21 protein-coding genes and 2 pseudogenes are annotated in these 25,272 nt (G+C 68.0%); 10 read left to right on the forward strand and 13 right to left on the reverse strand.

From position 1 onward, the window contains the following. Positions 1–5: 5 nt before the first annotated feature. The 9 genes from purD to EAX62_RS13220 form a co-directional block, all read right to left on the reverse strand. Entirely contained in the window at positions 6–1,244 is a 1,239-nt protein-coding gene (purD, locus tag EAX62_RS13180; RefSeq protein ID WP_199711301.1) for a phosphoribosylamine--glycine ligase, read from the reverse strand. A 63-nt stretch (positions 1,245–1,307) separates the two neighbouring features. Then, positions 1,308–2,192 carry an HhH-GPD family protein gene (locus tag EAX62_RS13185; protein ID WP_407703343.1) on the reverse strand — a complete coding sequence of 295 codons (885 nt, stop codon included), beginning with the start codon at positions 2,190–2,192 and terminating at the stop codon, positions 1,308–1,310. An 8-nt stretch (positions 2,193–2,200) separates the two neighbouring features. After that, complete coding sequence (locus EAX62_RS13190; RefSeq protein WP_121902203.1) at positions 2,201–2,428, reverse strand: hypothetical protein; 228 nt, start codon at positions 2,426–2,428, stop codon at positions 2,201–2,203. A 4-nt stretch (positions 2,429–2,432) separates the two neighbouring features. Beyond that, positions 2,433–3,716, reverse strand: a complete 1,284-nt coding sequence (locus EAX62_RS13195) for an adenylosuccinate synthase (RefSeq protein ID WP_121902204.1) — start codon at positions 3,714–3,716, stop codon at positions 2,433–2,435. A gap of 123 nt (positions 3,717–3,839) precedes the next feature. Then, positions 3,840–4,823 carry a siderophore-interacting protein gene (locus tag EAX62_RS13200; RefSeq protein WP_121902205.1) on the reverse strand — a complete coding sequence of 328 codons (984 nt, stop codon included), beginning with the start codon at positions 4,821–4,823 and terminating at the stop codon, positions 3,840–3,842. Beyond that, positions 4,820–5,635 (reverse strand): ABC transporter ATP-binding protein, encoded by an 816-nt coding sequence (locus tag EAX62_RS13205; RefSeq protein ID WP_121902206.1) that lies wholly within the window; start codon positions 5,633–5,635, stop codon positions 4,820–4,822. The genes EAX62_RS13200 and EAX62_RS13205 overlap by 4 nt, the downstream gene beginning before the upstream one ends. A 15-nt stretch (positions 5,636–5,650) precedes the next feature. Continuing rightward, entirely contained in the window at positions 5,651–6,622 is a 972-nt protein-coding gene (locus EAX62_RS13210; RefSeq protein ID WP_121902207.1) for a FecCD family ABC transporter permease, read from the reverse strand. After that, positions 6,619–7,626: a FecCD family ABC transporter permease gene (locus tag EAX62_RS13215; RefSeq protein ID WP_121902208.1), complete on the reverse strand. Its 1,008-nt coding sequence runs from the start codon at positions 7,624–7,626 to the stop codon at positions 6,619–6,621. The genes EAX62_RS13210 and EAX62_RS13215 overlap by 4 nt, the downstream gene beginning before the upstream one ends. A gap of 11 nt (positions 7,627–7,637) precedes the next feature. After that, complete coding sequence (locus EAX62_RS13220; protein ID WP_121902209.1) at positions 7,638–8,696, reverse strand: ABC transporter substrate-binding protein; 1,059 nt, start codon at positions 8,694–8,696, stop codon at positions 7,638–7,640. Positions 8,697–8,815: 119 nt separating this feature from the next. Between EAX62_RS13220 and EAX62_RS13225 the strand changes: the two genes are divergently transcribed. The 7 genes and pseudogenes from EAX62_RS13225 (at position 8,816) to EAX62_RS13250 (ending at position 15,043) form a co-directional block, all read left to right on the forward strand. Next, positions 8,816–9,208: a YchJ family protein gene (locus tag EAX62_RS13225; protein WP_121902210.1), complete on the forward strand. Its 393-nt coding sequence runs from the start codon at positions 8,816–8,818 to the stop codon at positions 9,206–9,208. Between the two features lie 132 nt (positions 9,209–9,340). After that, positions 9,341–10,927, forward strand: coding sequence for an HNH endonuclease signature motif containing protein (locus tag EAX62_RS17335; protein WP_121902211.1), 1,587 nt, complete (start codon positions 9,341–9,343; stop codon positions 10,925–10,927). Positions 10,928–11,076: 149 nt separating this feature from the next. Continuing rightward, complete coding sequence (gene purB / locus EAX62_RS13235; RefSeq protein ID WP_121902212.1) at positions 11,077–12,507, forward strand: adenylosuccinate lyase; 1,431 nt, start codon at positions 11,077–11,079, stop codon at positions 12,505–12,507. Then, positions 12,507–13,376 (forward strand): annotated as a pseudogene (locus EAX62_RS13240) (phosphoribosylaminoimidazolesuccinocarboxamide synthase); the annotation flags it as partial. The gene purB and the pseudogene EAX62_RS13240, both read left to right, overlap by 1 nt. Positions 13,377–13,424: 48 nt before the next feature. Further along, positions 13,425–13,652: pseudogene (locus EAX62_RS17550) on the forward strand (SDR family NAD(P)-dependent oxidoreductase); the annotation flags it as partial. Positions 13,653–13,794: 142 nt separating this feature from the next. After that, positions 13,795–14,115: a hypothetical protein gene (locus EAX62_RS17190; RefSeq protein ID WP_233557962.1), complete on the forward strand. Its 321-nt coding sequence runs from the start codon at positions 13,795–13,797 to the stop codon at positions 14,113–14,115. 103 nt (positions 14,116–14,218) lie between these two features. Continuing rightward, positions 14,219–15,043: a sunset domain-containing protein gene (locus EAX62_RS13250; RefSeq protein ID WP_147454106.1), complete on the forward strand. Its 825-nt coding sequence runs from the start codon at positions 14,219–14,221 to the stop codon at positions 15,041–15,043. 32 nt (positions 15,044–15,075) lie between these two features. On the opposite strand, the gene EAX62_RS13255 is transcribed toward EAX62_RS13250, so the two are convergent. Genes EAX62_RS13255 through EAX62_RS13270 form a run of 4 tightly spaced genes read right to left on the reverse strand, consistent with a single transcriptional unit; the run spans position 15,076 to position 19,304 of the window. Beyond that, complete coding sequence (locus EAX62_RS13255) at positions 15,076–16,224, reverse strand: carbohydrate kinase family protein (protein ID WP_121902215.1); 1,149 nt, start codon at positions 16,222–16,224, stop codon at positions 15,076–15,078. Beyond that, positions 16,221–17,030 carry a carbohydrate ABC transporter permease gene (locus EAX62_RS13260; protein ID WP_121902216.1) on the reverse strand — a complete coding sequence of 270 codons (810 nt, stop codon included), beginning with the start codon at positions 17,028–17,030 and terminating at the stop codon, positions 16,221–16,223. Before EAX62_RS13260 ends, EAX62_RS13255 begins: the two co-directional genes overlap by 4 nt. Then, positions 17,027–17,944, reverse strand: a complete 918-nt coding sequence (locus EAX62_RS13265) for a carbohydrate ABC transporter permease (RefSeq protein WP_233557963.1) — start codon at positions 17,942–17,944, stop codon at positions 17,027–17,029. The genes EAX62_RS13260 and EAX62_RS13265 overlap by 4 nt, the downstream gene beginning before the upstream one ends. Beyond that, positions 17,937–19,304, reverse strand: coding sequence for an extracellular solute-binding protein (locus tag EAX62_RS13270; RefSeq protein ID WP_121902217.1), 1,368 nt, complete (start codon positions 19,302–19,304; stop codon positions 17,937–17,939). Before EAX62_RS13270 ends, EAX62_RS13265 begins: the two co-directional genes overlap by 8 nt. 112 nt (positions 19,305–19,416) lie before the next feature. On the opposite strand from EAX62_RS13270, the gene EAX62_RS13275 reads away from it, so the two are divergent. From EAX62_RS13275 to EAX62_RS13285, 3 genes are all read left to right on the forward strand, one after another. After that, positions 19,417–20,187, forward strand: coding sequence for a DeoR/GlpR family DNA-binding transcription regulator (locus EAX62_RS13275; protein ID WP_121902218.1), 771 nt, complete (start codon positions 19,417–19,419; stop codon positions 20,185–20,187). Further along, positions 20,184–21,566, forward strand: coding sequence for a family 4 glycosyl hydrolase (locus EAX62_RS13280; protein WP_121902219.1), 1,383 nt, complete (start codon positions 20,184–20,186; stop codon positions 21,564–21,566). Before EAX62_RS13275 ends, EAX62_RS13280 begins: the two co-directional genes overlap by 4 nt. 126 nt (positions 21,567–21,692) lie before the next feature. Then, a complete protein-coding gene (locus EAX62_RS13285; protein WP_121902220.1) occupies positions 21,693–25,205 on the forward strand; it encodes a PIG-L family deacetylase in 3,513 nt (1,170 codons plus the stop codon). Positions 25,206–25,272 lie beyond the last annotated feature (67 nt).

Consider the following 25,272-nt stretch of genomic DNA (forward strand, 5'->3'; position numbering starts at 1 on the left):
AGGGGTCAGTGGGGGATGCCGATGTCGGTGCGGTGGAAGCCGTCGGCGAAATCCACCTCGGCGAGCTTCGCGTAGGCATGGGCGCGTGCCGTCTCGAGGTCAACCCCGACGCCGACCATGCCCAGCACCCGGCCACCCGTGCTGACGAGCTGGCCGTCCACCTCGGCGGTGCCTGCCTGCAGCGCCCACGCCTCGGGGCTGTCTGCCGGGAGGTGGATGGGGCACCCGGTGCGCGGGGTCCCGGGGTATCCGGATGCTGCCTCCACCACCACGACGGCGCTGCCCGTGTCCCATTCCAGATCGCCGACGGTGTCCAGCTCGCCACGCGCGGCGGCGCGCAGGACGCCCGCCAGGGGTGTGCGGAGCAGGGCCAGGACCGCCTGGGTCTCGGGGTCGCCGAAGCGGACGTTGAACTCCACCACCTGCATCCCCGAGCGGGTGGTCAGGGCGAGGCCGACGTAGAGCAGGCCGATGAAGGGGGTGCCGCGGCGGCGCATCTCGGCCAGCGTGGGTGCCACCACACGCTCCATGACCTCGTCGACGAGACCTTCGGGTGCCCAGGGCAGCGGGGCGTAGGCGCCCATCCCCCCGGTGTTGGGGCCGGCATCGCCGTCGCCCACCCGCTTGAAGTCCTGAGCCGGCAGCAGCGGGAGGCCGCGTTCGCCGTCGCAGATGACGAACAGGGACACCTCGGGGCCGTCGAGGAACGCCTCGATGACCACCCGACCGCAGGATGCTGCGTGGGCGATGGCGGTCTCGCGGTCGTCGGTGACGACGACGCCCTTGCCGGCGGCGAGGCCGTCGTTCTTCACCACGTGGGTGGGGCCGAACTCGTCGATGGCCTCGGTGGTCTGCTCCACGGTGTCGCAGACCCGGGACTCCGCCGTCGGGACGCCGGCGGCGGCCATGACCTCCTTGGCGAACGCCTTGGAGCCCTCCAACACAGCAGCCTCCCGCGACGGGCCGAAGCAGTCGATGCCGGCCTCGCGCAACGCGTCCGCCACACCCGCCACCAGAGGTGCCTCGGGCCCGATGACCACCAGCTCCACTCCCAGTTCCCGGGCCAGCGCGACCACGGCGGCCGGGTCTGCAGGGTCGATGAGGTGGCGCGTACCCAGCGCAGAGAGCCCCGGGTTTCCGGGGGCGATGTGCAGGTGCCCGACGGCGGGGTCCGCCGCCAGGGAGCGGCCGAGGGCGTGCTCGCGGCCACCGGCGCCGAGCAGGAGGATGTCGAATGATCTCACGCGGGCAACCCTAGTGGGGCGCTCGAGGACCACCTGCAGGCGGGTGGTTGCCGAGACGCTCCGTCACGCGGACCCGGGCAGCCGCAGCCCGGTGGCGGCCGGTTCCGCCAACCCGTCGTCGACGAGAGAGGCGGCGCAGCGGCGCCGTTGGTCGTCGTCGGCCCACACGATGTCGGCCAGCGCCACGGTGGCCGTCGATGCACGAAGGGCTGCCATGATCCGGCCCCGGCACTGGCGGTCGGTGCCGTCCCACGGCTGCGCGACGCGCTCGGGACCGTCCCATGCCGGGCGTCCGAGCGCCAGCCAGGTGCAGTGGGTTGCCACGGGACATGCCGGGCAGCGGGGGCTGCGCGCCGTGCACACTGTGGCGCCCAGCTCCATGGCGGCGGCGGACCACGTGGCGGCGTCGCGGTCGCCGTCGGGCACCCACTGCCATGCACGGCGGCGTTCCTGGGCGGTCTCGCTCCGGGCCGGGTGCTCGACGCCACCGTCGAGCCGGGCCAGGACGCGGCGGATGTTGACGTCCAGGACCAGGGATCGGCGACCGAAGGCGAACGCACGCACCGCAGCGGCGGTGTAGCTGCCGATCCCCGGCAATGCCCTCAGAGCGTCCTCGTTGTCAGGGACGTCGCCGCCGTGGTGGTCGACGATGGCGCGGGCAGCCTGCTGCAGGCGCAGGGCGCGGCGCGGGTAGCCGAGCCGATCCCATGCGCGCAGGACGTCGTCGGTGCCGGCCGCCGCCAGGTCGGCGGGGGAGGGCCAGCGCGCCATCCACGCCTGCCACGGCGTCACGACGCGGGAGGCGGGGGTCTGCTGCAGCATGATCTCGCTGACGAGCACACCCCACGCTGTGGTCTGGGGGGATCGCCACGGCAGGTCGCGTGAGGAACGGGCGAACCATGCGGACACCGTGGACGTCACCTCGGCGATCGGGGTCTCGTCGTGCACGTCCGGCATCAGCGTCCCGACGCGTCGAGCTCCCGGTCCAGGCGTTCGGCCGCCTCGGCGGAGCGCTGGACCAGCACACGGAACCCGATGATCGCCAGCACGAACACGCCGCCGATGGGCACGGCCCACCACCAGCCCCATTCGATGTCGTCCTGCATGAGCGCTATGACGACGGTGCCGACCATGAACAGCGACATGAGGGTCACCACGAGGGTGACGAGCGCCTTCGTGGACAACGCGTCAGACCAGGTCGTTGATCATGACTGACTGCTCACGGCCCGGGCCCACACCGATGCCGGAGATGCGGCAGCCGATGAGTTCTTCGAGGCGGTGGACGTAGGCCTGGCAGTTGGGGGGCAGGTCGTCGAAGCGGCGGGCGCCGGAGATGTCCTCGGTCCAGCCGTCCAGGTACTCGTAGATGGGCTTGGCGTGGTGGAAGTCGCTCTGCGTGATGGGCATGAAGTCGTGGCGGACGCCGTCAACCTCGTAGGCCACGCAGACCGGCACCTTCTCCCAGCCGCTCAGGATGTCGAGTTTGGTGAGGAAGATGTCGGTGAAGGCGTTGATCTTGGCGGCCTGCTCCACGAGCACCGCGTCGAACCAGCCGCACCGGCGGGGGCGGCCCGTGGTGGCGCCGAACTCGCTGCCGATGGCACGCAGCTTCTCGCCGTCCTCGTCGAAGAGTTCGGTGGGGAACGGACCCTCACCCACGCGGGTGGTGTAGGCCTTGGCGATGCCGATGGAACGGTCGATCCGGGTGGGGCCGACGCCGGCGCCGATGCAGGCGCCCGCCGCGATCGGGTTGGACGACGTGACGTAGGGGTAGGTGCCGTGGTCGACGTCCAGGAAGTGTGCCTGGGCGCCCTCGAAGAGCACCACCTTGCCGTCATCGAGGCCGTCGTTGATGTAGCGGCCCGAGTCGATGACGTAGGGGCGCAGTCGCTCGGCATGCGACAGGAGGCTCTGGACGATCTCTTCTGAGTTGATCTCGCGACGGTTGTACACCTTCACCAGCAGCTGGTTCTTCTGGTCCAGCGCGGCCTCCACCTTCTGGCGGAGGATGGACTCGTCGAAGATGTCCTGGATGCGGATGCCCATCCGGTTGACCTTGTCCGAGTACGCGGGTCCGACGCCGCGGCCGGTGGTGCCGATCTTCCGCTTGCCGAGGAAGCGCTCCGTCACCTTGTCCATCACCTTGTGGTACTCGGTGATGATGTGCGCGTTGGCGCTGATCAGGGGGTGCGGCACCACGACGCCGCGGGCAGCCAGTTCGTCCAGCTCCTCCTGGAACACGTCCAGGTCCACGACGACGCCGTTGCCGATGATCGTGGTGGTCTGGGTGTTGAGGATGCCGGAGGGCAACAGGTGGAGGACGAACTTCTCTCCATTCACCACGAGAGTGTGGCCCGCGTTGTTCCCGCCGGAAAAGCGGACGCACAGGTCCACCCGCTCCCCGAGCTGGTCCGTCGCCTTGCCCTTGCCCTCATCGCCCCACTGGGCCCCGACCACAACAACGCTTGGCATCTATGCCACCTCCACACATGGATGAAGCCCCGCTCAATACAGGTTGGTAGCAGGGCCTTACGGCACGAGTGTAGTGGGAGGGTGCCGACATCGCGGAACTCTGCCCCGCCGACAACCGTGGCTTCAGCTGGCGCGACCCTCGCGCCAGTACCCCATGATCGCCACCTGCTCCTTGGTCAACCCGGCAGGTCCGAGCAGCCACCGCCGCAGCTGTTTCAGCATCCCCGCCTCACCCGCCACCCAGGCATAGCGTTCCGCAGGGTTGTGCGGGCTCGTCTCCCACAGGATGGTGTCCTCGGCGTCCACCTCGTCGAGGGGATGCCACGGCACCCTGGTGGCCGGCGGCGCGGCGTCGGCCACGGCCCCCGTCAGCAGGGTCCCGCGCGGTGCACCCTCGCGGGGCAGCCACGTGACCTCGACCCCGTCGGGGGCCGTGATGTCCAACCGGTCACCGCGGAGCGGCACCTCCAACAGGGCCTGCCCGCTCCATTCGTGGGCATCCGGCCGGGTCGAGAGGTGGGTGAGGATCCCGGTGATGGCCGGGACGGCCGTCTCATCGCCAGCAAGGAGGATGCGACGTGCAGTGCCGGGGCGCCATTCGATGCCCCCGTAGTCGTTCCCGCGGATCGCGCGGTTGGGTCCGATGACGGCCACGGGTGAACCCGGAGCGGCACTGGCGGCCCACACCGTCGCCGGGCCGCCCTCCGGCCGGCCGTTGCTGACATCCACGTGGAGCACGAAGTCGATGACCAGTTCCGTGCCGGAGGGGGTGTGGCGCAGCTCACGCGCCGTGTAGGTCCGGATGGCGCCACGCTCGAACTCCGGTTTGGCCAGCCAGGACCGGTACCAGCCGGTGTCCTCGCCCGCATCCGCCAGGGGGCGGATGTCGGCGAGGGAGTCCAGGACCGTGCGTGGGGTGGCGCCGGCGTTCGGCAGCACCAGTTTCAGTCGCAGATCGAGCGTGGGGCCGTCGACGCCGAAGTGCATCAGCTCGGGGCCACCGAGCGTGATCCGGCGAAGGGTGGGGCACAAGTCCTCCACGGAGACCACGTGCGCCGCCATGGCGAGTGTGGGGCAGTTGTCGCAGCGGCGAAGCGCGGAGGTCATGCCGCACCACCCATCGGTGCAACCCGCGCCCGGCCGATCGGCACCACGAGCGGTGTGTGGGAGACGGGGTCGGAGATCACCTTCGCTGCGAGGGAGAAGGCGCTGGAGAGAAGGTCCTCGGTGAGGACCTCCGCGGGTGTTCCCTGGGCGATGAGTCGTCCGTCGGCCATGGCCATGAGGTGGTCGGCGTAGCGGGCGGCGAGGTTCAGGTCGTGCAGGACCATGACGACGGTGCAGCCCTGCTGCAGGTTGAGGTCCGAGATGGTGTCCAGCACCTCGACGGCGTGGGCCATGTCCAGGAACGTCGTCGGCTCATCCAGCAGCAGCACCCCCGTCTCCTGGGCCAGGACCATGGCGATCCACGCCCGCTGCCTCTGGCCGCCGGAGAGTTCGTCCACCACCCGATCCGCAAGCTCTGTGGTCCCCGTGAGGGCGAGGGCCCTTTCGACGGCCTGCCTGTCCGCCTTCGACGGCCTGGACAGCCAGCTCTGGTGGGGCGCCCTGCCCAGGGCGACCAGTTCGGTGACGGTGATCCCGCCGGGCGCAAGCGGGGCCTGGGGGAGCAGCCCCAGCTTGCGGGCCAGCTCCCTGGCCCCGAGGCGGTGGATGTCGGTGCCCTCCAGCAGGACGGTCCCGGAGCTGGGCCGCAGCAGACGGGTCAGGCCGCGCAGCAGCGTCGACTTGCCGCAGCCGTTGGGTCCGATGAGCGCCGTGATGCGGCCCTCGGGGACGCGGAGGCTGAGGTCGACCACCACCGGTGTGCGGTCGTACCCAAGGCTGACGTTCTCGGCAGCCAGTCCATGGACGGTCATGCTTGGTCCTTACTCTCATACCCGCCGGGAGCGGATCAACAGGATCATCAGGAAGGGTGCGCCGAGGGCGCCCGTGACCACACCGACGGGTAACACAACGGTACCGAAGGCGGTGTGGGCGACGGTCTCGGCGACCAGCACCAGGGCTGCCCCGCAGAGACCGGAAAGCAGCAGCGACGTGCGGCCGCGATTCAGCAGCCGGGCCAACGGACCGGCCATGAACGAGACGAAGGCCAGCGGGCCGGTGAAGGCCACAGCTGCAGCGCAGAGGGCGGAGCCGAGCACCACCAGGGTCAACCGCGCAGGCTCCACCCGCACCCCCAGGCTGGCGGCGGCTTCGTCGCCCAGTTCGAGGAGCCGGAGCCACCTTCCGGCCAACAGGGCAGCGGGGACCAGGACCAGCAGCGTGGCGCCCAGCAGCGCCAGGTGGGGCCACGTCGAGGAGTTGAGTGAACCCGTCAGCCAGCGAAACGTGTCGCCGACGACGCGCTCATCCGCGCGGGTGAGGACGAACTGGATCACCGCCTGCAGCATGGCAGCCACGGCGATGCCCGTCAGGATGAGTGCTCCACCCACGTCGTGTCCGCGTTTGGAAACCAGGTGGATGCCGAGTGCAACCAGCACGGCGCCCAGAAAGGTGAAGCCGATCAGGGACAGCCCCTGCAGACCCCACACCACCATGGCGAACACGGCGGCGGCGGAGCCACCCAGGCTGATGCCGATGACGTCGGGGCTTGTCAGCGGATTGCGCAGCAGTGACTGGAACAGGGCGCCACCCACGCCGAGGGCCACGCCCGCGAGCAACCCCGTCAGTGCGTTGGGCAGACGGTTGTTCATTACGATGAAGTCCACCCCGCCACGGGCGGTGCCCCGTTGGATGGCGAGGAAGTCGTCGAAGCCCACGAACCGTGACCCGAGCATGACAGCGAGCAGGGTCGCCACCGCAACCACCGCCAGCAGGATCAGGTTCAGGCGCAGCGTTCTCACAGCGACACCCGTCCCCGGCCCCGCACCAGGGCAATCATCACGGGGGCGCCCACGATGGCGGTCATGATGCCGACCTGCACCTCGCCCGGAGGTGCGATGACCCGCCCCACCGTGTCGGCGGCCAGGAGTAGCACGGGTCCCGCCAGCAGGCTCATGGGTAGGAGTGCGCGGTAGTCGGTGCCCACCCACAGGCGCAGCACGTGCGGGACGACGAGGCCAACGAATGCGACGGGACCCACGAGGGCTGTGGAGGTGCCGGCCAGCAGGGCAGCCCCCAGCGCCGATGCTGTCCGCGCGAGCTGGACACGGGATCCCAGTGCGCTGGCGGCGTCGTCGCCCAGCGCCATGAGGTTGAGGGATCGACCGCCGGCCAGGCACAGTGCGGCGCCGCCGCCGAGGAGCCACAGCGTGGCAGGCAGCTCACTGAGGCCGCGGACTCCGAGGGTGCCCACCTGCCAGAAACGGAACCGTTCCAGCGCTGCCGGATGCAGCAGCAACCAGCCGGACGTGACACTCGAGAGCCCCGCGTTGATGGCGGCGCCCACCAACGCCAGCTTGATGGGCTGGGCGCCACCCGGGGCGGCCGCCGCCACCGCATACACCAGCGCGAATGCCCCCAGCGCGCCCAGCGTTCCGGCGACGGCCATCGACGTGACGCCGGAGAGCTGGAACGTGGAGAGCACCAGCACGATGGCGGCGGCCGCACCGGCATTGACGCCGAGGATGCCGGGGTCCGCCAACGGGTTACGGGTGATGCCCTGCATGGAGGAACCGGCCAGACCGAGTGCGGCACCGACGACGAGTGCATCCACCGTTCGTGCGATCCTGGCGCGCACCACCAGATGGTCGCCCAGCGTCGACGTGGGATCCAGCAGCGCCTGCCACACCACGTCCAGAGGTGTGTGACGGGCGCCCACGGCCAGCGACGCCGCCGTCAGCACCCCCACGAGAAGCAGGAGTGCGACGGCGAGCGCCACGGACCGGCGCGCGGTCGGGCGTCGCATGCGTGGGCTCGTCAGCCCTGCGCGACGCGTGCAGTGGCGTCGACGAAGAGCGGAACGATCCTGTCGAGGGCGTACGGCACACTCAGCGGGCTGAGGGCGGAGATGGCCAGAACGTCCGCCTCGTCGGCAATGACCACGAGGCCGCCCTTCTTCACGGCGGGTATCTGCCCCAGGAGCGCATCTGCTGCCACGTCCTTCTCCGTTGTCCCGGCGGGCAGCCAGGTGAAGAAGATGTCGGATTCGATCTCGTTGGCCCGTTCAGTGGACCAATTGAAGAAGAACTGGTCCTTCGGCGCGTTCTCCGGCACGAAGGGCGCCAGTGGGATGCCCAACATGTCCAGGAAGCGGCTGCGGTTGTCCCCGGGACCGTAGATGTTGATACCTCCGACGGCCACGTCGAGATTGCCGGCAATGGCCGTGAACTCTGCGAATTCGGGGTGCGCCGTGACGCCACTCGCGGCCACCAGGTCCTCAGTGGCCGTGATGAGCTGGGACGCCTCGTCGGACTTGCCCAGTGCATCGCCGATCATCTGCGTCGACTGCTGCCAAGGGGTCTGGTAGCTCTCGACGCCGGGGCCGACGACGGGCGCGATTTTACTCAGCTTGTCGTACTCCTCCTGCGTGAGGCCGGAGTATGCGGCCGCGATCAGGTCAGGGGTGGCTTCGGCGATGGCATCGAAGTTGATGCCGTTGGTGGCATCGAAGAGCACAGGCGCGTTCTCGGAGCCGATGGGGGCGCCGAGCTCCTCGAGCTTCGAGTTCTTCCACGCGGTGGAGCCGTCCTCGGTGTTGCCGTAGGTGTCCCTGTCCATGCCGACGGGCACGACGCCCAGGGCCAGGAGAATGTCGGAATTGACCCAGGAGATGGTGGCGACGCGCTGGGGCTGCGACTCGACGACGGTCTCACCGTACACATGTGTGATTCTCACGGGGAAGGCAGAGGTTTCCGCTGTGGTCGCTTCCGTTGGCGAGGAGGCTGCGCCGGGTTCCTGTGTGCCGGAACAGGCTGTGGTGGACAGGAGCAGGGCGCCGCCCAATGCGGCGATGGCGGTGCGACGTGAGAGCTTCATGAGTACTTCCGTGGGACGGCGATGTGGGCTTAGGTTAGCCTTACCTTCCATGATTTCTGCAATCGTCTCGTCAGCCCCGAGGGCTTTGTTGCCCGGCCAAACGCTGAGATGATCGACCCATGAAAACTCCGGCTGCAGACGCGCTCTGCCCGTGTGGAGGCGGTCCGTTCGGCGAGTGTTGCGGCCCCCTTCTGGAGGGCACCGCCCGCGCATGGACTGCGGAGGCGCTCATGCGTTCGCGCTACACCGCTTTCGCGCTCGGTGATACGGATCATCTGTGGCGCACGTGGCACCCCAGCACGCGCCCCGCGAAGGTCATGCCCTCTGGCAACCAGTGGCTGGGGCTGCGGATAGTCGACGTCGTCGACGGGAACCCCGGAGACCCGACGGGCATCGTGGAGTTCGAGGCGACCTTTCGGGAGTCGAACTGGCGGACGAGGCTCCAGCACGAGCGGTCCCTGTTCGAGTTCCGCGCCAACCGGTGGATGTACGTGTCGGCCGAGGGGTCCTGACGGGGGCTGTGCCACCTTCTGGTTCCCAGAAGAGGTGCTGCTTCACCCGGGCGGTGCCCAAGTGCAGGAATTATTTTCATAAAATAGATCACCTGTTCAAAAAATGTCAGTGGTGGTCCGTAGGTTTGGTTCATGGAGCAGGGGTGGCGGGACACGGCGGAGGCGCTGACTGCGCTGGAGGCTGTGATGTCCTCGATCGATCACGATGCGCGGGTCAGGCTGTCTGCGCCGGAGCGGCTGGTGTTGATGAAGAGGGCCCGGAGTTTTGAGGATCGGGCGGTGTCGTTGGCGTGTGTGCTCACCGATGAGGCGTCGCAGAGTTCGGTGGCCGCGACGGGCACCCCGATCACGTCGCTGATCGGGGTGGATGAGGGCCGCGACAGCGGCGACGCGGCACGGCAGGTGTTCCAGGCACGCGACCTCGCCCGGCACAAGGCGGTCAAGGAGGCGGCCCTGGCCGGAAAAGTGTCGTCCCGGCACGCGGCCGCCATCGGCAAAGGGATGGCGCAGTTGCCGTCGGAGCTGACCACCGAGCAGACGTTGCGGGCGGAGCAGGCGTTCCTGGACCGGGCTGCCAGGAACACGCCGAGGCGGTTGGCGGAGTTGGCGCCGCAGGTCCTGGCCGAGGTGGCACCCGAACTGGTGCCCACTGTGGAGGATGAGGCGGCCCGGTTGGAGCGGCAACGCCGACGGGCATTCAGCAAGCGGTCTTTGCGGTGGGGTGATGACGGGGACGGGTCGACGTGGTTGCACGGGTCCCTGCCGCATCTGGAGGCGGCACCGCTGATCAGTCTGGTGGAGGCCTATGTGGAGTCGGATCGCCGTGCGGCCAGGGACAGGGTCAGGTCCACCCGCGCCACCGACCCCGGACCCCGCGTGATGCGGGACCAGGCCGAGGACTTTGGCCGGAGTCCGGGGCAGCGCCGCGCCGATGCCCTCATCCAGATCGTGGTCGACCACCGTGACGCCCCGAGCAGTGTGGGGGACCGGCCCCGGATCGTGGTCACCATCCGGGAGCAGGACCTGAGGGAGCGTGCAGAGCAGGCAGGGGTGCTGGCCAAGGGGGCCACGATCACCGCCGGGGACCTGCGCAGGTTGTGCTGCGACGCTGACCTCATGCCCGTCGTTCTCGGCGGCCCCTCGGAGATCCTGGACGTGGGCCGCACACAGCGCCTGGTGACCCCGGCCATCCGGAAAGCCCTGAGCCTGCGCGACGGTGGATGCGTGTTTCCCCAGTGCAGCGCCCCGGACTCGGCCTGCGAGGCGCACCATCTGCAGCCGTGGTGGGCCGGCGGTGCCACAGCGTTGTGGAATTTGGTGTTGTTGTGTCCGCATCACCACCAACTCGTGGAGCCGGACCGGTGGAGCCGCCCCGGGGACCGCTGGGTCATCCACATCGACCCGGACACCGGTCAGGCTGTGGTGACGCCACCCGGCCGAACCCAGCGATTCACCAGCCGGGCATCCCCGCCCCCCACCACGGACGAGGCGGCCCGCGGATCCCGACCACCACCGCTCCACTCGCCCGCCGAACCGGGAGCCCCGCCCCCCACCACGGACGAGGCGGCCCGCGGATCCCGACCACCACCGCTCCACTCGCCCGCCGAACCGGGAGCCCCGCCCCCCACCACGGACGAGGCGGCCCGCGGATCCCGGCCACCACCGCTCCACTCGCCCGCCGAACCGGGTGCCCCGCCCCTGCGTCATGCCTCCGCATGATTGCTGCGGAGCGCCGAGAGCCCGGCTCGGGGTAGCACTTCATCGAACCGGCAACCAGGTGCGGACTGGCTGGCAGCGGTGGGGGGGGGGGGCGGGTGCGGCGACCGTCGCGTCGCGTCAACCGTCTTCAAGTCCATAGACTGGCGGCCATGACTGTGCCCAACGTGCTCGCCAACCGTTATGCCTCTGCCGAGATGCGCGACATCTGGGCGCCGGAGGCGAAGGTGGTCGCGGAGAGGCGGTTGTGGCTGGCCGTGCTCCGCGCGCAGCGCGACCTGGGCGTCGACTTCGGCGGCGCCGACGCGAACGCTGTCATCGCGGACTACGAGGGCGTCGTTGAGGACGTGGACCTCGGCTCCATCGCGGAGCGGGAGCGGGTCACCAAGCACGATGTCAAGGCGCGCATCGAGGAGTTCAACGACCTTGCGGGCCACGAGCAGGTCCACAAGGGCATGACCTCGCGCGACCTGACCGAGAACATCGAGCAGTACCAGGTGCTGGCCTCCCTGCGCGTCATCCGCACCCGCGTCATCGCAACGCTTGCGCAACTCGCGCGGCTGGCCATCGAGCACGGCGACCAGCCCCTCACCGGCAGGTCCCACAACGTGGCAGCCCAGATCACCACCCTGGGCAAGCGTTTCGCCACGGCCGCTGACGAACTGCTCGTGGCTTTTCGACGCATCGACGAACTGATCCACCGCTACCCGGCCCGTGGCATCAAGGGCCCGGTGGGTACTGCGCAGGACATGCTCGACCTCATGGGCGGCGACGCCGGCAAGCTCGCCGAGCTGGAGCGGCGCATCGCCGCCGAGTTGGGCTTCGAGGAGGTCCTGACCTCCACGGGGCAGGTGTACCCCCGCTCTCTCGACTACGACGTGGTCACCGCCCTGGCACAGACCGCGGCGGCGCCGTCGAACGTGGCCACGACCATCCGCCTCATGGCCGGCCTGGAACTGGTCACCGAGGGCTTCAAGGAGGGACAGGTGGGGTCCTCCGCCATGCCCCACAAGATGAACACCCGGTCCTGCGAGCGGGTCAACGGCCTGTCCGTGGTGATCCGCGGCTACGTTGCGATGGTGGGGGAACTGGCGGGGGACCAGTGGAATGAGGGCGACGTGTCCTGTTCCGTGGTGCGGCGAGTCGCGCTGCCTGACGCCTTCTACGCCCTCGACGGACTGTTCGAGACCTTCCTGACGGTACTCACCGACTTCGGGGCCTTCCCCGCGGTCATCGACGCCGAACTGGAGCGGTACCTGCCGTTCCTCACCACCACCAAGGTGCTGATGGGTGCAATCCGCAAGGGTGTGGGGCGGGAGACGGCGCACGAAGCCATCAAGGAGCATTCCGTCGCCGTGGCGCTGGGCATGCGCAAGGGGCAGGCGCACAACGACCTGCTCGACAGGCTCGCCGCTGACCCGCGCCTCGGCATGAGCCGGGAGGAACTGGGATCGCTGGTGTCCAGCCCACTGGAGTTGGCCGGCACCGCGCAGCAGCAGGTGGCGCAGGTGGCCGAGCACGTTGCGCGCATCGTCGAAGCCAACCCCGAGGCCGCCGCCTACACCCCCGGCGCGGTGCTGTGATGGCGGCGACGTCGCAGTTCGCGTCACTCGGCCTGCCGTTGCGCCACCGTGGCAAGGTACGGGAACTCTACGACGTGACCGTGGACGGCCGGCCCCGCATCCTCATGGTGGCCACCGACAACATCTCCGCCTTCGACCATGTCCTGGAGACGCTCATCCCCGACAAGGGCGCCATCCTGACGCAGCTGTCGCTGTGGTGGTTCAACCAGCTCGACGACATCGTCGACAATCACGTGGTCTCCACCGCCGTGCCGAAGGTTGTGGCGGGCCGGGCCACGATCGTCGAGTTGCTCGACATGATCGACGTCGAATGCGTCGCCCGCGGCTACCTGACCGGATCCGGCTGGGTGGAGTACCAGCAGTCCTCGACCGTGTGCGGCGTGCCCCTTCCTGCCGGGCTGCGCGACGGTGACAAGCTGCCCGAGCCGATCTTCACGCCCGCCATCAAGGCCCCCATGGGCGAGCACGACGAGAACGTCGACTTCGCCACCATCATGCGCATCCACGGCGAGGAGGTGGCCACAACTCTGCGCGACCTGACGCTGGCGCTGTACTCCCGTGCAGCGGGCATCGCTGCCGGGCGTGGCATCATCCTCGCCGACACCAAGTTCGAGTTCGGCCGCCGCCCCGACGACACCATCGTGCTGGCCGACGAGGTACTGACCCCCGACTCCTCCAGGTTCTGGGATGCCTCCCTGTGGGCGCCGGGCGAGGCGCTGCCGAGCTTCGACAAGCAGTACGTCCGCGACTGGCTCGCGCATGATTCCGGCTGGGACCGCGCTTCGGACACCCCACCGCCCGCACTGCCCGCGGACGTCGTCGCCGTGACACGTGGCCGCTACCTGGAAGCCTACGAGCGCCTCACGGGATCCGGTTTCACGTCAGCCTGACGTCCGGCGTGGCCGTTTCGTCGGAAACTGCCTCCGACATCCGGTTGCGCCCCACGGGATCACGGGCGGATCGACGTGGTGATCAAGAACGTCGGCATGTCAGACCAGCAGCCCCTCGACGAACGTGACGTGGCCTCGATCCGTCGCGAGCCGGAGGTCAACGTCCTCTCCCCTGTGGTGCTCAGCCGTTTGGCCATCCCGCTGATGCGAAAGGTGGACGACCCGCGCATCATCAGCACGTCTCCCTCTGCGGCATCTTTCCCCTGGGGGAGACCCCCATCCAGACCGCCTCCACGTTCCTGCGCGGGGCGATGCCCTCCATCGGACTCAACCTGGCCGCCAAGGAAATCAGGGTGTCCTCCGTCCTGCCCTTCGCTACCGACACCCGGATGCTGCGGTGGGAGGCGGTGGAGGCGGCAACGCCCTGCAGTTCCAGGAACCGCCGCCGCCCAGCGCCGTCGCCAAGGCGATGAAGGGCCTTGTGGACAGGCCCCGACGGGAGGCCAACCCGCGGTTTTCGGACTCCTTGCTCGTGCGTTTCGGGACGCTTTGCCCCAACCACCTTCCCCGGCTGATGACGCTGTTCCGCAAGAAGGGTGAGCGCGGACTGGCCACCTACGTGCGTCGGCTGGAGACCGAGGGGCACGTCGTTCGCACAGCCGATGGCCGGGAACTGGCGGAGACCGACCGAGTGATCCGCCATCCCGGAGGAAAGTGATTTTACTCGGGAGGTCCTCTCTGCCATCCTTCAGCCGGGGAGTCGACGTTGACTCCCAGCACTGGCGGCAGGGGGTCGCCACTGCATGTCAGGGGGAACAACAATGAAGCTTCGTCGAATTCTGGTGGCACTGGCTGCTGTGGCCGTGGGTTTCGGCTCCGGTGCCCTCGTCCCGGCCCAGGCGGATGTGGTCACCACCGCACAGCAGATCTACTCCACGCCGGGTGTGCACCTTGTCAACGGCAGGTACTGGCGCACGACCTGCGCGGTCTACTCCTCCACGGTGGTGCGGTGCACCACCGACATCTACGCCACGAAGGTGTTCCTCGACAGGGGACGCTGGTACACCAACAACGACTGGGTCTTCAACAACCTCAGCTACCTGCCATCGCCGCGCGCGAACTGGGCCACCAACAACCTGGGCAACCCCGGTTCCTGGGCGGGAGCTGACGGTCGCCAGTGGCGCTCCGAGTGCGAGACCCCCAAAACCGGACGAGGTGCCTGCCGCAACTATGCATTCGCGACCGTGGCGTCGTTGAAGAACGGCAAGGTGGTGCAGGAGAAGGTTGAGGTGTTCAACAGCGTGGTGCTGTTCGCGACATCCTCATCGCCGTGGGTGAAATCGATCCCCGCCGCGGCCCCGGCCCGCAGCGACGTGCCTGTGGCGACGGCGCCCCGCCCGGTCTTCGTGGCACCGCCTGCAGGTGTCACCCGGCCGGTCACCCCGACCCCGCCGGTCAGGCCGTCCGGCGGCGTGGCGCCGATCTCCAGGAACAGCTGCCCGGCGTCAGCGCCCATCAAGGGCAATGCCGACTCCGGGATCTACCACAAGCCCGGCCAGCAGTTCTACGCGAGGACCAACCCCGAGGTGTGCTTCGCCTCGGACAGCGACGCCGTCCGCGCGGGCTTCCGCAAGTCCAAGCGCTGATCGGCTGAGAGACGACGCGTCGGGGCCTGCCCTCAGGGGTGGGCCCCGGCGTCGGAGGCGATGGCAAAGGTGCCCTGCGCCCGACGAACGCCTTCCACTGCGTGGCGGGGGACGATGTCGTCCATGAACCCGTAGCGGAAGCAGAGTTCCACGGCCTTCGGGTCACCCTCGGCGGCGCGTGCCTTGGCGCAGCGCCACCAGTCGGACAGGTCACCCCAGCCGGGGGCTGCCAGCGACCCGCCGAACTCCCGCACCGCCAGTGACGAACTGAGCGAGGCCAGACGCAGCCGCTGCTCCAACGGCCACCCGGCCAGGGTGCCGAGGAGGCACGACGCTGCGAACACGTCACCGGCCCCCGTCGGGTCGATGGCGTCGACGGTGAGCGCGGGGCAGGAGGTCTCCTCGCCGGTGGTCTGGTCGATGGCGTGGCTGCCGGCGGCGCCGTCGGTGACGATGGCCAGGGGAACGAGGTCGGCCAGCTTGTGCAGGGCGTCCTTCGGTGACGACGTGTGGGTGTAGGCCATGGCCTCGACGGCGTTGGGGGTGAAGGCGTGGCACCGGTCGAGGCCGCCGAGGTCCGCACTGTCCCAGCGTTCCGTCTCGTCGAAGCCCACGTCGGCGAAGACGAGGGTTCCGCGCCGGGCCAGCTCGTCGAGCCACGAGTTGTCGCCTGTGAGGTCGATGACGGCCGCCTTGGAGTGTGGCACCTGGGAGACATCCTCCAGCAATGGCTCGGGGAGTGCGTGCCCATGGCTGACCATGCCCCGGTCCCCCTGGAATGCCAGCGAGACGGTGGTGGCGGAGTGGGAGTCCGCGAACACCCGCGAGGCGGACAGGTCGATGTGCTCCTGACCGGCCAGCGTGGTGCGCATCCAGAAGCCATAGGCGTCGTCACCGAAGCCCGTCACGAGCCCCGTCCGCATACCGAGGCGTGCAGACGCCGTCGCCAGGTTCGCGATACCTCCGGGGCACGATCCCATGCCGGCGCTCCACAGCTCCTCCCCGGGGCGGGGCAGGCGTGGAAGGCCGGTGAAGATGATGTCGAAGAACACCATGCCCGTGGTGATGACGTCGAGCGGCGGGTCGTCATCCTGGCGGATGGACGCGAGCGGATCCCACCGCCAACAGCTGGGGCAGAACTCGTCGTCGTGGTCGTGGTCGTCGTGGAGGTTCTCGGTCATTCCTTGGCCGCCCCTTCGAGCATTCCGTTGATGAAGTACCGCTGCAGGAGTAGGAAGACCACCACGATGGGGGCGGCGATGATCACTCCGGCGGAGGCGATGAGGGCGGAGTCCGCGGTGTACTGCCCCTTGAAGACGGCCAGGCCGAGTGGTGCGGTGCGCCATGTTGCACCGGGTGACATCACCAGGGGGATCAGGAACTCATTCCAGGTCCACATGAACATCAGGACCGTCACCGTCGCGATGGACGGCATCGATGGCGGCACCACGATCCGCCACAGCGTGCGCATGCCGCTGGCACCGTCGATGGCTGCCGCCTCGATCAGGTTGGGGGGCAGGGCCCGGAACTGGGCACGCATCCAGAACGTCCCGAACGCGACGGACTGCGCGATCTGGGGCAAGGACACGGCCCAGATGGTGTCGGTCAGGCCTAGGGCCCGCAGGTCGAAGAACAGGGGAATGATGATGGCCTCGGCGGGGATCATCAGACCGAGCAGGAACAGGTAGAACAGCACGGTGGAACCGCGGAACCGCATGGTGCCGAAGGCGTAGCCGGCAAGGATCGACAGCAGCAGCGCCGAGCTCACCACCAGCAGCGCCACCATCACGGAGCGTCCGAGGGCCGGGCCGAACTGCCCGATGTTCCACGCGTCGACGATGTTCTCGAAGTGCAGCCCGCCGGTCTGCACCCGGGTCTGGGGGCCGAGCGCGGTGAGGATCACGGTGATGATGGGGGTGATGGCGAACAGTGCGAACAGGCCCAGAACGATGTAGTTGAGGGTCTTCTCAGTCGTGGAGACAGTCATCGTGGTGTCCTTCGTTCTTCACCGATGCGGGACACAGCGATGTTGATGAGGAAGACCATGATTGTCAGGACGATCGCCACCGCCGATGCGGATCCGACCTCCTTGAGGTTGAACGCTCGGTTGTACACCTCGTAGCTGGGCACGGTGGTGGACGTGCCGGGCCCGCCGGAGGTGGTGAGGTACACCAGGTCGAAGGTCTTCAGGGCGGCGATGATGGTCAGGACCAGGGCGGTCGTGATCTCTCCGCGGACGCTGGGCAGGGTGATCGCGAAGAACTCCCGCACCGGGCCCGCGCCGTCGAGACGGGCGGCCTCGAACAACTGATTTGAAATCCGTCCCATGCCGGCGAGCAGCAACAGCATCACCAGACCGGTTTCCAGCCAGAAGCCGATGACACCGACGGCTGGCAGGGCAAGGATGGGGTCGCCCAACCATCCCCGGGCCAGACCCCCCAGCCCGATGGCGCCCAGCAGGTCGTTCAGGGTTCCGTTGGGGGAGTAGATCTGGCGCCATGCGACGGCAACCACCACGAGTGCGATCACCTGTGGCATGAAGATCATGACCCTGAAGAAGCCGAGCCCTCGCACGCTGCCGCGGCGCAGCACAGCCGCCAGGACGAGGCCGATCACCAGGGGCAGGATGGAGTAGAACAGGATCAGGATCAGGGCGTGGCTGATGGAGGCGAGGAACCGATCATCCGACAGGAGGTCGATGTAGTTGCCGAATCCCACGAACGTGGAGGGGCCGAAGCCCGGCCAGTCGAACAGCGAGAACTGACCCGCCCGCACGAGCGGGTACAACATGAACGCTGCGTAGACGACAAAGGCCGGGAGCAGGTACAGATACGGGGTCGCGCTGTGACGCACGACCGCCGATGGCCGCTCCCGGCCTCGTCTGGTGCGCAGGTCAGGCACCGGTGAACTTCGTGTAGTCGTCCTCGAATGCCTTCAGAACCTCGGCGCCCGTCTTCTGGGCTCCCAGGACCTCTTGGAGTCCCTGGCCGGCCGTGTCGGAGAACGACGGTGTGGCGTAGTCCAGGTACGGCAGCAGGGTGCCGTTGTTGGAGACGTCATCGAAGGCCTCGAAGATCTCCTTCTGCACGCCGCTGGCCGGAGCGAGTTCCTTGGTGCGCAGCACGGGCATGCCACCGTTGTCGGCGATGATCTGCATGGCGTCATCGTTGGTGATGAAGTCGATGTAGGCCGCTGCAGCATCGATGTTCTTGGCCTTGGCGGGAACCGAGAAGGGGATGCCGGTGCCACCCGTGGTGGCGAGCTTGCCTTCCTTGGAGGGCGGTGGGGCCATGAAGTGCAGGTCGTCCTTCATGGTGGCCTCCATGTCGGTGCCCAGCCAGGAGCCTCCCGGCAGGAACACACCGGTGCCCTTGGTGAATTCGGTCCAGGCCGGGTCGTAGTCGAGGCCGTTGGGGGAGGTGCCGAGGTACTTCTTCTCGCCCCACTCCTGGAACTTGTCCATGGCGGCGGTGTTCGGCTCGTCCGTCCAGCTGGCACCGGCGTTGCCCATGCCGAGCTTCACGACCTCGTCGGCAGCGACGAAGTAGCCCTGCAGTGGCCCGTAGACGTGGAGCGCCGGCCACTTCTCGATGTTGCCGAGCACCATGGGCTGCTCGCCAGCAGCCATGGCCTTGTCGAGGAGGGAGAAGTAGTCATCCCACGTCTCGGGTTCCTTGCCCCCGATGGATTCGAGCTTCTTGGTGGAGTAGAAAATGCCGACGATTTCACCGGTCTGGGGGAGCCCGTAGAGGTTGCCCTCCCCGAAAGTGGTGGAGTCAGCGGAGTAGCGGACCTTGCTGAGTACCGACGGCGAGAAACGCTCCTCCCACTTGTAGGCGGTGGCGTACGGCGACAGGTCGACGAGCTGACCCGCCTTCACGAACTGCCCCATGTCGCCACGGGCGTTGTTGACCTGCACGACGTCGGGTACGTCGTTGCCCGACAGCGCCAGTGTGACCTGCGCCTTCAGGTCGTCGGTCCCCTGGCTGAGTCGCTTGATGGTGATGTTGGGATACTTGTCCTGGAATGCCTTGTTCAGGGCCACCAGCGAGTCGTTCTGGCTGCCACGTACCTCCTGGTCCCACACCACGAGCTCCAGGTCACCCATGGAGGCGGGGTCGGTGGCGATGTCAGAGGGTGCGGGTGCCGAGGGCTGGTCGGTGGGCGTGGAGCCGGGGGCGCAGCCGGAGAGGACTGCAGCCCCTGCGAGGCCGGCGGTCCCCGCCATGAAGAAACGTCGGTTGAAAGGGCGGAGCGTCATTGGTTCCTCCTGGTTGGGTTCGACGAAACAAACTGTGCCAGATCCTGACAGATTCTGCTCTAAGCCGTCCCAAAGTGCGTGGAGATGACGCCAAACTGTTACCGTTTTGAGCATGTTGACCGAGATCCGACAGCAGCATGCCCTGGAGTTGGTCCGCGCCAAGGGCTCGGTTTCCGTGCCGGTTCTTGCCGATTCGCTGGACGTCTCGGAGGCCACGGTGCGCCGTGACCTCGACGTCCTGGCGGGGCAGGGGTTGGTGGACCGCATCCGCGGCGGTGCCTGCACCCCGAGGGCGCAGATCCGTCCGGAGGCTGACGCGCACTCCTTCCGGATCGTCGCCGCCCAGTCATCCGAGGAGAAGAGGCGGATCGCGCGGGTCGCGGCGTCCCTGGTCTCCGACGGCGATGTCGTGGCCCTCGACATCGGCACCACCGTCTTCGCCATGTGCGAGCACCTGCGCCACCTCAACATCACTGTCGTCACGGCCTCGCTGGCCGTGGTGCGTGCCCTGTCCGACGCGCCCACCATTGACCTGGTGGTGATGGGGGGCATGCTGCGGTCCAACTACGAATCCATGGTGGGTGTCCTGACCGAGTCCTGCCTGCGCCAGGTGCGCGCCGATGTCGCCTTCCTCGGTGCTGCCGGCGTGAGGGCAGACTGCTCGGTTCTGGACTCCACACCCAGCGAAGTGCCCATCAAACGGGCCATGCTGGACATCTCGACCCGGTCCTGGTTGCTGGCGGACCATGACAAGTTTCCCGGCTCCGGTTTCCTCGAGATAGCCCCCCTGACGGACTTCACGGGACTGGTCACCGATCAACGTCCCGGAGCACACCAGCTTTCCCTCTCACCCGATTCAACCCTGGAGGTCCTGACCCCATGAAGCTCACCATCCTTGGCGGCGGAGGCTTCAGGGTCCCGCTCATCCACGACGCCGTCGTCACGAACGCACTCGCCGCCGCAGGGCGACCCAGCATCAGCATCGACGAGATCGCCCTGCATGACTCCTCGCCGGAGCGGCTTCGCAGCATCGTCCAGATTCTGGAGGAGCGAACCGCCCAACTGCCCGACCCCTCCGGGGCTCCCCACATCACCGCCACCACCGATGTGCGCGAGGCGCTCCGGGGGGCGGACTTCGTGTTCTCGGCCATTCGCGTCGGCGGCTCGGCGGGGCGTGCCCTGGACGAGCGGGTGGCGCTGGGGCTGGGCCTGCTGGGGCAGGAGACCATCGGACCCGGGGGGCTTGCCTACGCCCTGCGCACCATTCCTGTGATGCACGATGTGGCCAGGACCATCGCCGAGGTGGCGCCGAACGCATGGACCATCAACTTCACGAACCCCGCTGGCATCGTCACCCAGGCCATGCGGGGTGTGCTGGGCAACAAGGTGGTGGGTATCTGCGACACGCCCATCGGGCTGGTGCGGCGGGTGTCGCGACTGCTGGGGGTCTCTCTTGAGAACGACCAGGACCGCGTGGAGTACGACTACGTGGGCCTCAACCACATGGGCTGGCTGCGCTCCGTCAGGATCGATGGCGTGGAGCGGTTGCCGGCGGTGTTGGCGGACGACGCTGCCCTCGAGCACATCGAGGAGGCGCGGCTCATCGGCAAGGACTGGGTGCGGGCCATCAAAGCGTTGCCCAACGAGTACCTGTACTACTACTGGCACACGGACGAGGCCATCGCGAACATTCTTTCGGCGGGACAGACGCGCGGGGAATTCCTCGCCGATGAGCAGCGCCGATTCGAGGAGAGCCTCGCGTGCTGCACTTCGCCGTTGCAGGCATGGCGGGAGGCGCTGCACGAGCGCGAGTCCACCTACATGGCAGAGGCGCGCGACGAGGAACGGCGCGAGGAGGACATCGCGGGCGGCGGCTACCAGGAGGTGGCGCTGCGCCTCATGACGGCGCTGGCAACGGGCTCGCCCGAGCGAATGATCCTCGACGTCGGAAACGATTCCGGCGGCGGGCTCGTCGTGCCGGAGCTTCCTGCAGACCTGGTCCTGGAGGTGGGGTGCCTCGTGGATGACAAGGGCATCCACCCGTTGCCGGTGGCACCGCTGAACCTGTCCCAACTCGGCATGATGGCGCGCCTGCGTGCGTCGGAGGCCGCCATCTCCGAGGCTGCCCTCACCGGGTCCGCAGAGAAGGCGTGGGAGGGCTTTGCCATCCATCCGCTGGTCGATTCCCCCCGGTTGGGGAAGGAACTCCTGGCGGGATATCGGAAGGCGCACCCGTCGATCGAGACGCTCTTCAACCGGTGACGTTTTGTGCAGTTTCAGTCAATATCATGCAAACCCTTGCGGAAGACTGCAGGTTCTTCCTAGTCTGAGCCCGTCAGCGGCACTCACAGGAGCGAACGAAGGCGTTCGCAGTCGGAGGTTTGCACAATGCAACAACGCAATTGGGGACGCAGGGCGCTCATAGCGGCCAGCGCTCTGGTGATAGGGCTCACGACGGCGGTTCCCGCCTCGGGGGCGCCACCCACATCCCTCACGGTCGACGAGCCGTCCATCTCGACGGAGGTCAATCCGAACAAGATCGACGTCATGGGTCTCTGGGCCCACCCGGACGATGACGCAGGCTTCATCACGCCGTGCGGCGTCTGGCATGACCGCTACGGCGTGGACTGCGGCATCATCATGCTCACCCGCGGTGAGGGCGGTTCAAACTCCGTGGGTGATGAGGCCGGCCCGGATCTTGGGCTGCGCCGCGAGAACGAGGACCGGGCATCCCACTACCGCTCCGGCACCGTGGACATCTTCAACATCGACGCCGTCGACTTCTACTACAACACGAGCGCTGCCCTCACCGAGGAGGTCTGGGGCTCCGAGCGCGTCCAGCGCCAGGTGGTGCACGTCATCCGGCAGACCCAACCGGACATCCTCACAGGATTCTCTCCCTCCCTGGCCGTCGGCCACGGCAACCACCAGTACGCCGGCCGCGTGATCTGGGAGGCCGCCGCCATGGCTGCCGACCCGAACGTGTTCCCCGAACAGCTCACCGGCACTGACCCCGTCGACACCTGGCAGGTGAAGATGATCACCAGCGGCGGCTCCACGACGGGGACCGGCGGCCAGCCCGCGCCCGACTGCAATGCAGGATTCATCCCCGCCGCGACAAACCCCTACACCGTCGTCGGCACGTGGACCGGCTACGACTCTCCCTACACCTGGGTGGAGGGCAACATCCAGGGCCAGGCCGCTGGCTCCCCGATGACGTGGGCGCAGGTGGGACGCGAAGGTTTCATGGCCCACGCCACACAGGCGCGGCCCAAGTTCTTCGACCTTCGGGAACCGGCATGCCAGCGTTTCGGCATCGCCCGGTCCATCGTGCCGTTCCAGCCGAACGGCTCCGAGGCGAATGCGCATGACGACGCCATCCTCTTCGGCTCGGTCATTGCGGATCCCGGTGGCATGCCGCTGGGCTCCACCTACACCATCGATGCGGACAACTACTTCCAGGCGCCCGGAGTCCCCTTCCAGGTCACGGTTTCGGCGCGTTCAGGAGCCGGGACGCTCGCCAAGGGCGCTGTTTCCCTCCAGGTTCCGGCAGGCTGGGATGTCACCAGCGGTGTGCAGCTCGGACCCATCACCGGTGCCGCGGATGCCACCTCCACCTTCACCGTCACGCCGCCGGCCGACGCGGCGCTGACTTCCCAGAAGATCTCGGCAAAGTTCAGCAACGGGTCGGTCTCGGCCTACAACGACACGCGCGTCGAACTCGTGGCGGGCGTTGAGGGACGTTTCCAGCGCTGGGGCAACTTCGCCGAATACGAGGAGTGGGCAGCCGACTACACCTGGGTGGGTGGACGTTCCACCGCCGAGCGACAGATCGGCGCCGGTGAGAGCATCACGGTCCCCGTGGTTGTCACCAACCGCACCACCGCACCCCAGTCCGGCAACGTGAGCCTCACCCTGCCGGCAGGACTCGTGGCAGATGCGGCGAGCAAGCCCTACGCGAGCCTCGCGGCGGGCGAGCAGACCACCGTCGACTTCGTGGTCACCCACACCATCCCCACCGATCCCGGTGGGCAGCGCGTGGTGGTCAAGATCACCACCACCGCCGCCCCGGCAGGTTCCACCAGCGAGGAGTCGTTGAACCTCGTGGTTGCACCGAGTACCACCATCCCCGAGGTGGCGACAGCCCCCACGCTGGACGGTACGGCCGACGACGGGTACGGACCCGTTCTGGACATCGGGCGCAAGTGGGAGGGCGCGGACTGCAATCCCAACGGCACCGACTGTGGTGCGGGAAGCACCCTGCAGATGGCATGGAGCGGCGACGATCTCTACGTGATCGCACGCGTCGTCGATGACAAGGCGGGCGCAGCAGCACCCCCCGAGCGTTGCTTCGGCCACTGGCTCGTCGACTCCGTCGAAGTGCTGCTCGACCCTGTGGGTGGTTCACGCGACACCTCCACCACGTACAAGTCCGGCATCATGCCGCTGACGGACGACGCCTCCGGCGCTGCCGGCAACGGTGTCAACGGGCCCTGCTGGAGCCGCGATGCGGACAACCACCAGGGATTCTCCTCCGGGCCGCTGGCCTCCACCATCAAGGATGCGCCCAATGCTCCCGGCCAGAAGGTTGCCGTGCAGATCACGCGCAATGCCGACGGCACCTACGTTGGCGGCGGGTACACCATCGAGACGAAGATTGCACTGGCCGACCTCCCGGCGGCCGTGGTGACTGGTACCTCACCCACGGGTGATGCCACCACCAATGACGTGGACCCCGACTACCTCGGCCTCAACGTGACCCCGTATGACTCGGACACGACCGACTACATCGGCAAGACACGCCTCGCCTGGTCGCCATTCGGCAGCCAGCAGTCCGAGCCCTACCGATGGGGCCATGCCTACCTGGAGGGCTACACCGCACCGGCTGATCGTTCCACGACACCCGACGTCCCGATCATTCCGGACACGGCACTGATGGGTGTGGCTTCGCCGCAGACCGTGGCCCAGTCCGCTCTCCGGGGTGTGACGATTGCGGGCCTGCCCGCAACGAGGGCGCTCACGGTGGATGGCGTCACGATCGGTGACGATGCTGCCGCCATCAAGGTCAAGAGCACCGAAGCAGGGACGCTCCGGGCTTATGCCTGGCACGGTGACTTCGGGATGGTGCCGGTCTGGGCCACGAGTTGCGTCGGTGACGAACTCGGCTTCTCCGTCTGCTCACCGGACGACGTGACGACCGCTCCGTGGGGCGACGACATGGGAGGCCGCCTGCTCGCCAGCGCGACGGCACAGGTGGGAACCGGTACGGGCACCGTGACGCTGCCATTGACGGCGTCGGCCCTGACGAGCCTCGCCGAGGACGGGACGATACTCCTGTCGTTCGAGTCCGCCTCCGGTGCCGTCAACGCCTGGGCGTACCCGGTGGTGGAGGACGAAACACCGCCGAGCAGCCCACCGCCGAGCCCCTCGCCGAGCCCTTCGCCGAGCTCCTCGCCGAGCACGCCGGGACAGTTCGTGCCGAGCGCGCCCTACACGCTGCCAGGTCTGCACAATGTCAACGGTCGCACCTGGTTCACCACGTGTGAGCCGTACTCGCAGACCGTGCGGTGCCGCACCAACATCTGGGCCACCACCGTGGTCCGGGAACGCGGGAGCTTCACCATCAAGCAGGGTTGGGTGTTCAACAACCTCACCTACCTGCCCTACATGAAGCGTGCACAGTGGGCCACCAACCCGCTGGGCCACAACGGTAGCTGGACGGCTGCTGACGGGCGGATGTGGCGCACCGAGTGCGACACCGCCGCCACCGGGCGGGGCGGCTGCCGCTCCTTCGCGAAGGTGACCGTGTACAAGGCCACGGCGAAGCCGGGGGGTGGCTACGCCTTCAGCCAGTCCGATGAGTGGGTCTTCAACAACATCGTGATGTTCAGGCCCAACTGATCCTGATCCCCACCATGCCAGGGCCCCGTCGCACATGCGACGGGGCCCTTGGCGTCTCCCATGGGCC

Source organism: Tessaracoccus antarcticus (genome assembly GCF_003688855.1).
GTDB classification, from domain to species: Bacteria; Actinomycetota; Actinomycetes; order Propionibacteriales; family Propionibacteriaceae; genus Arachnia; species Arachnia antarctica.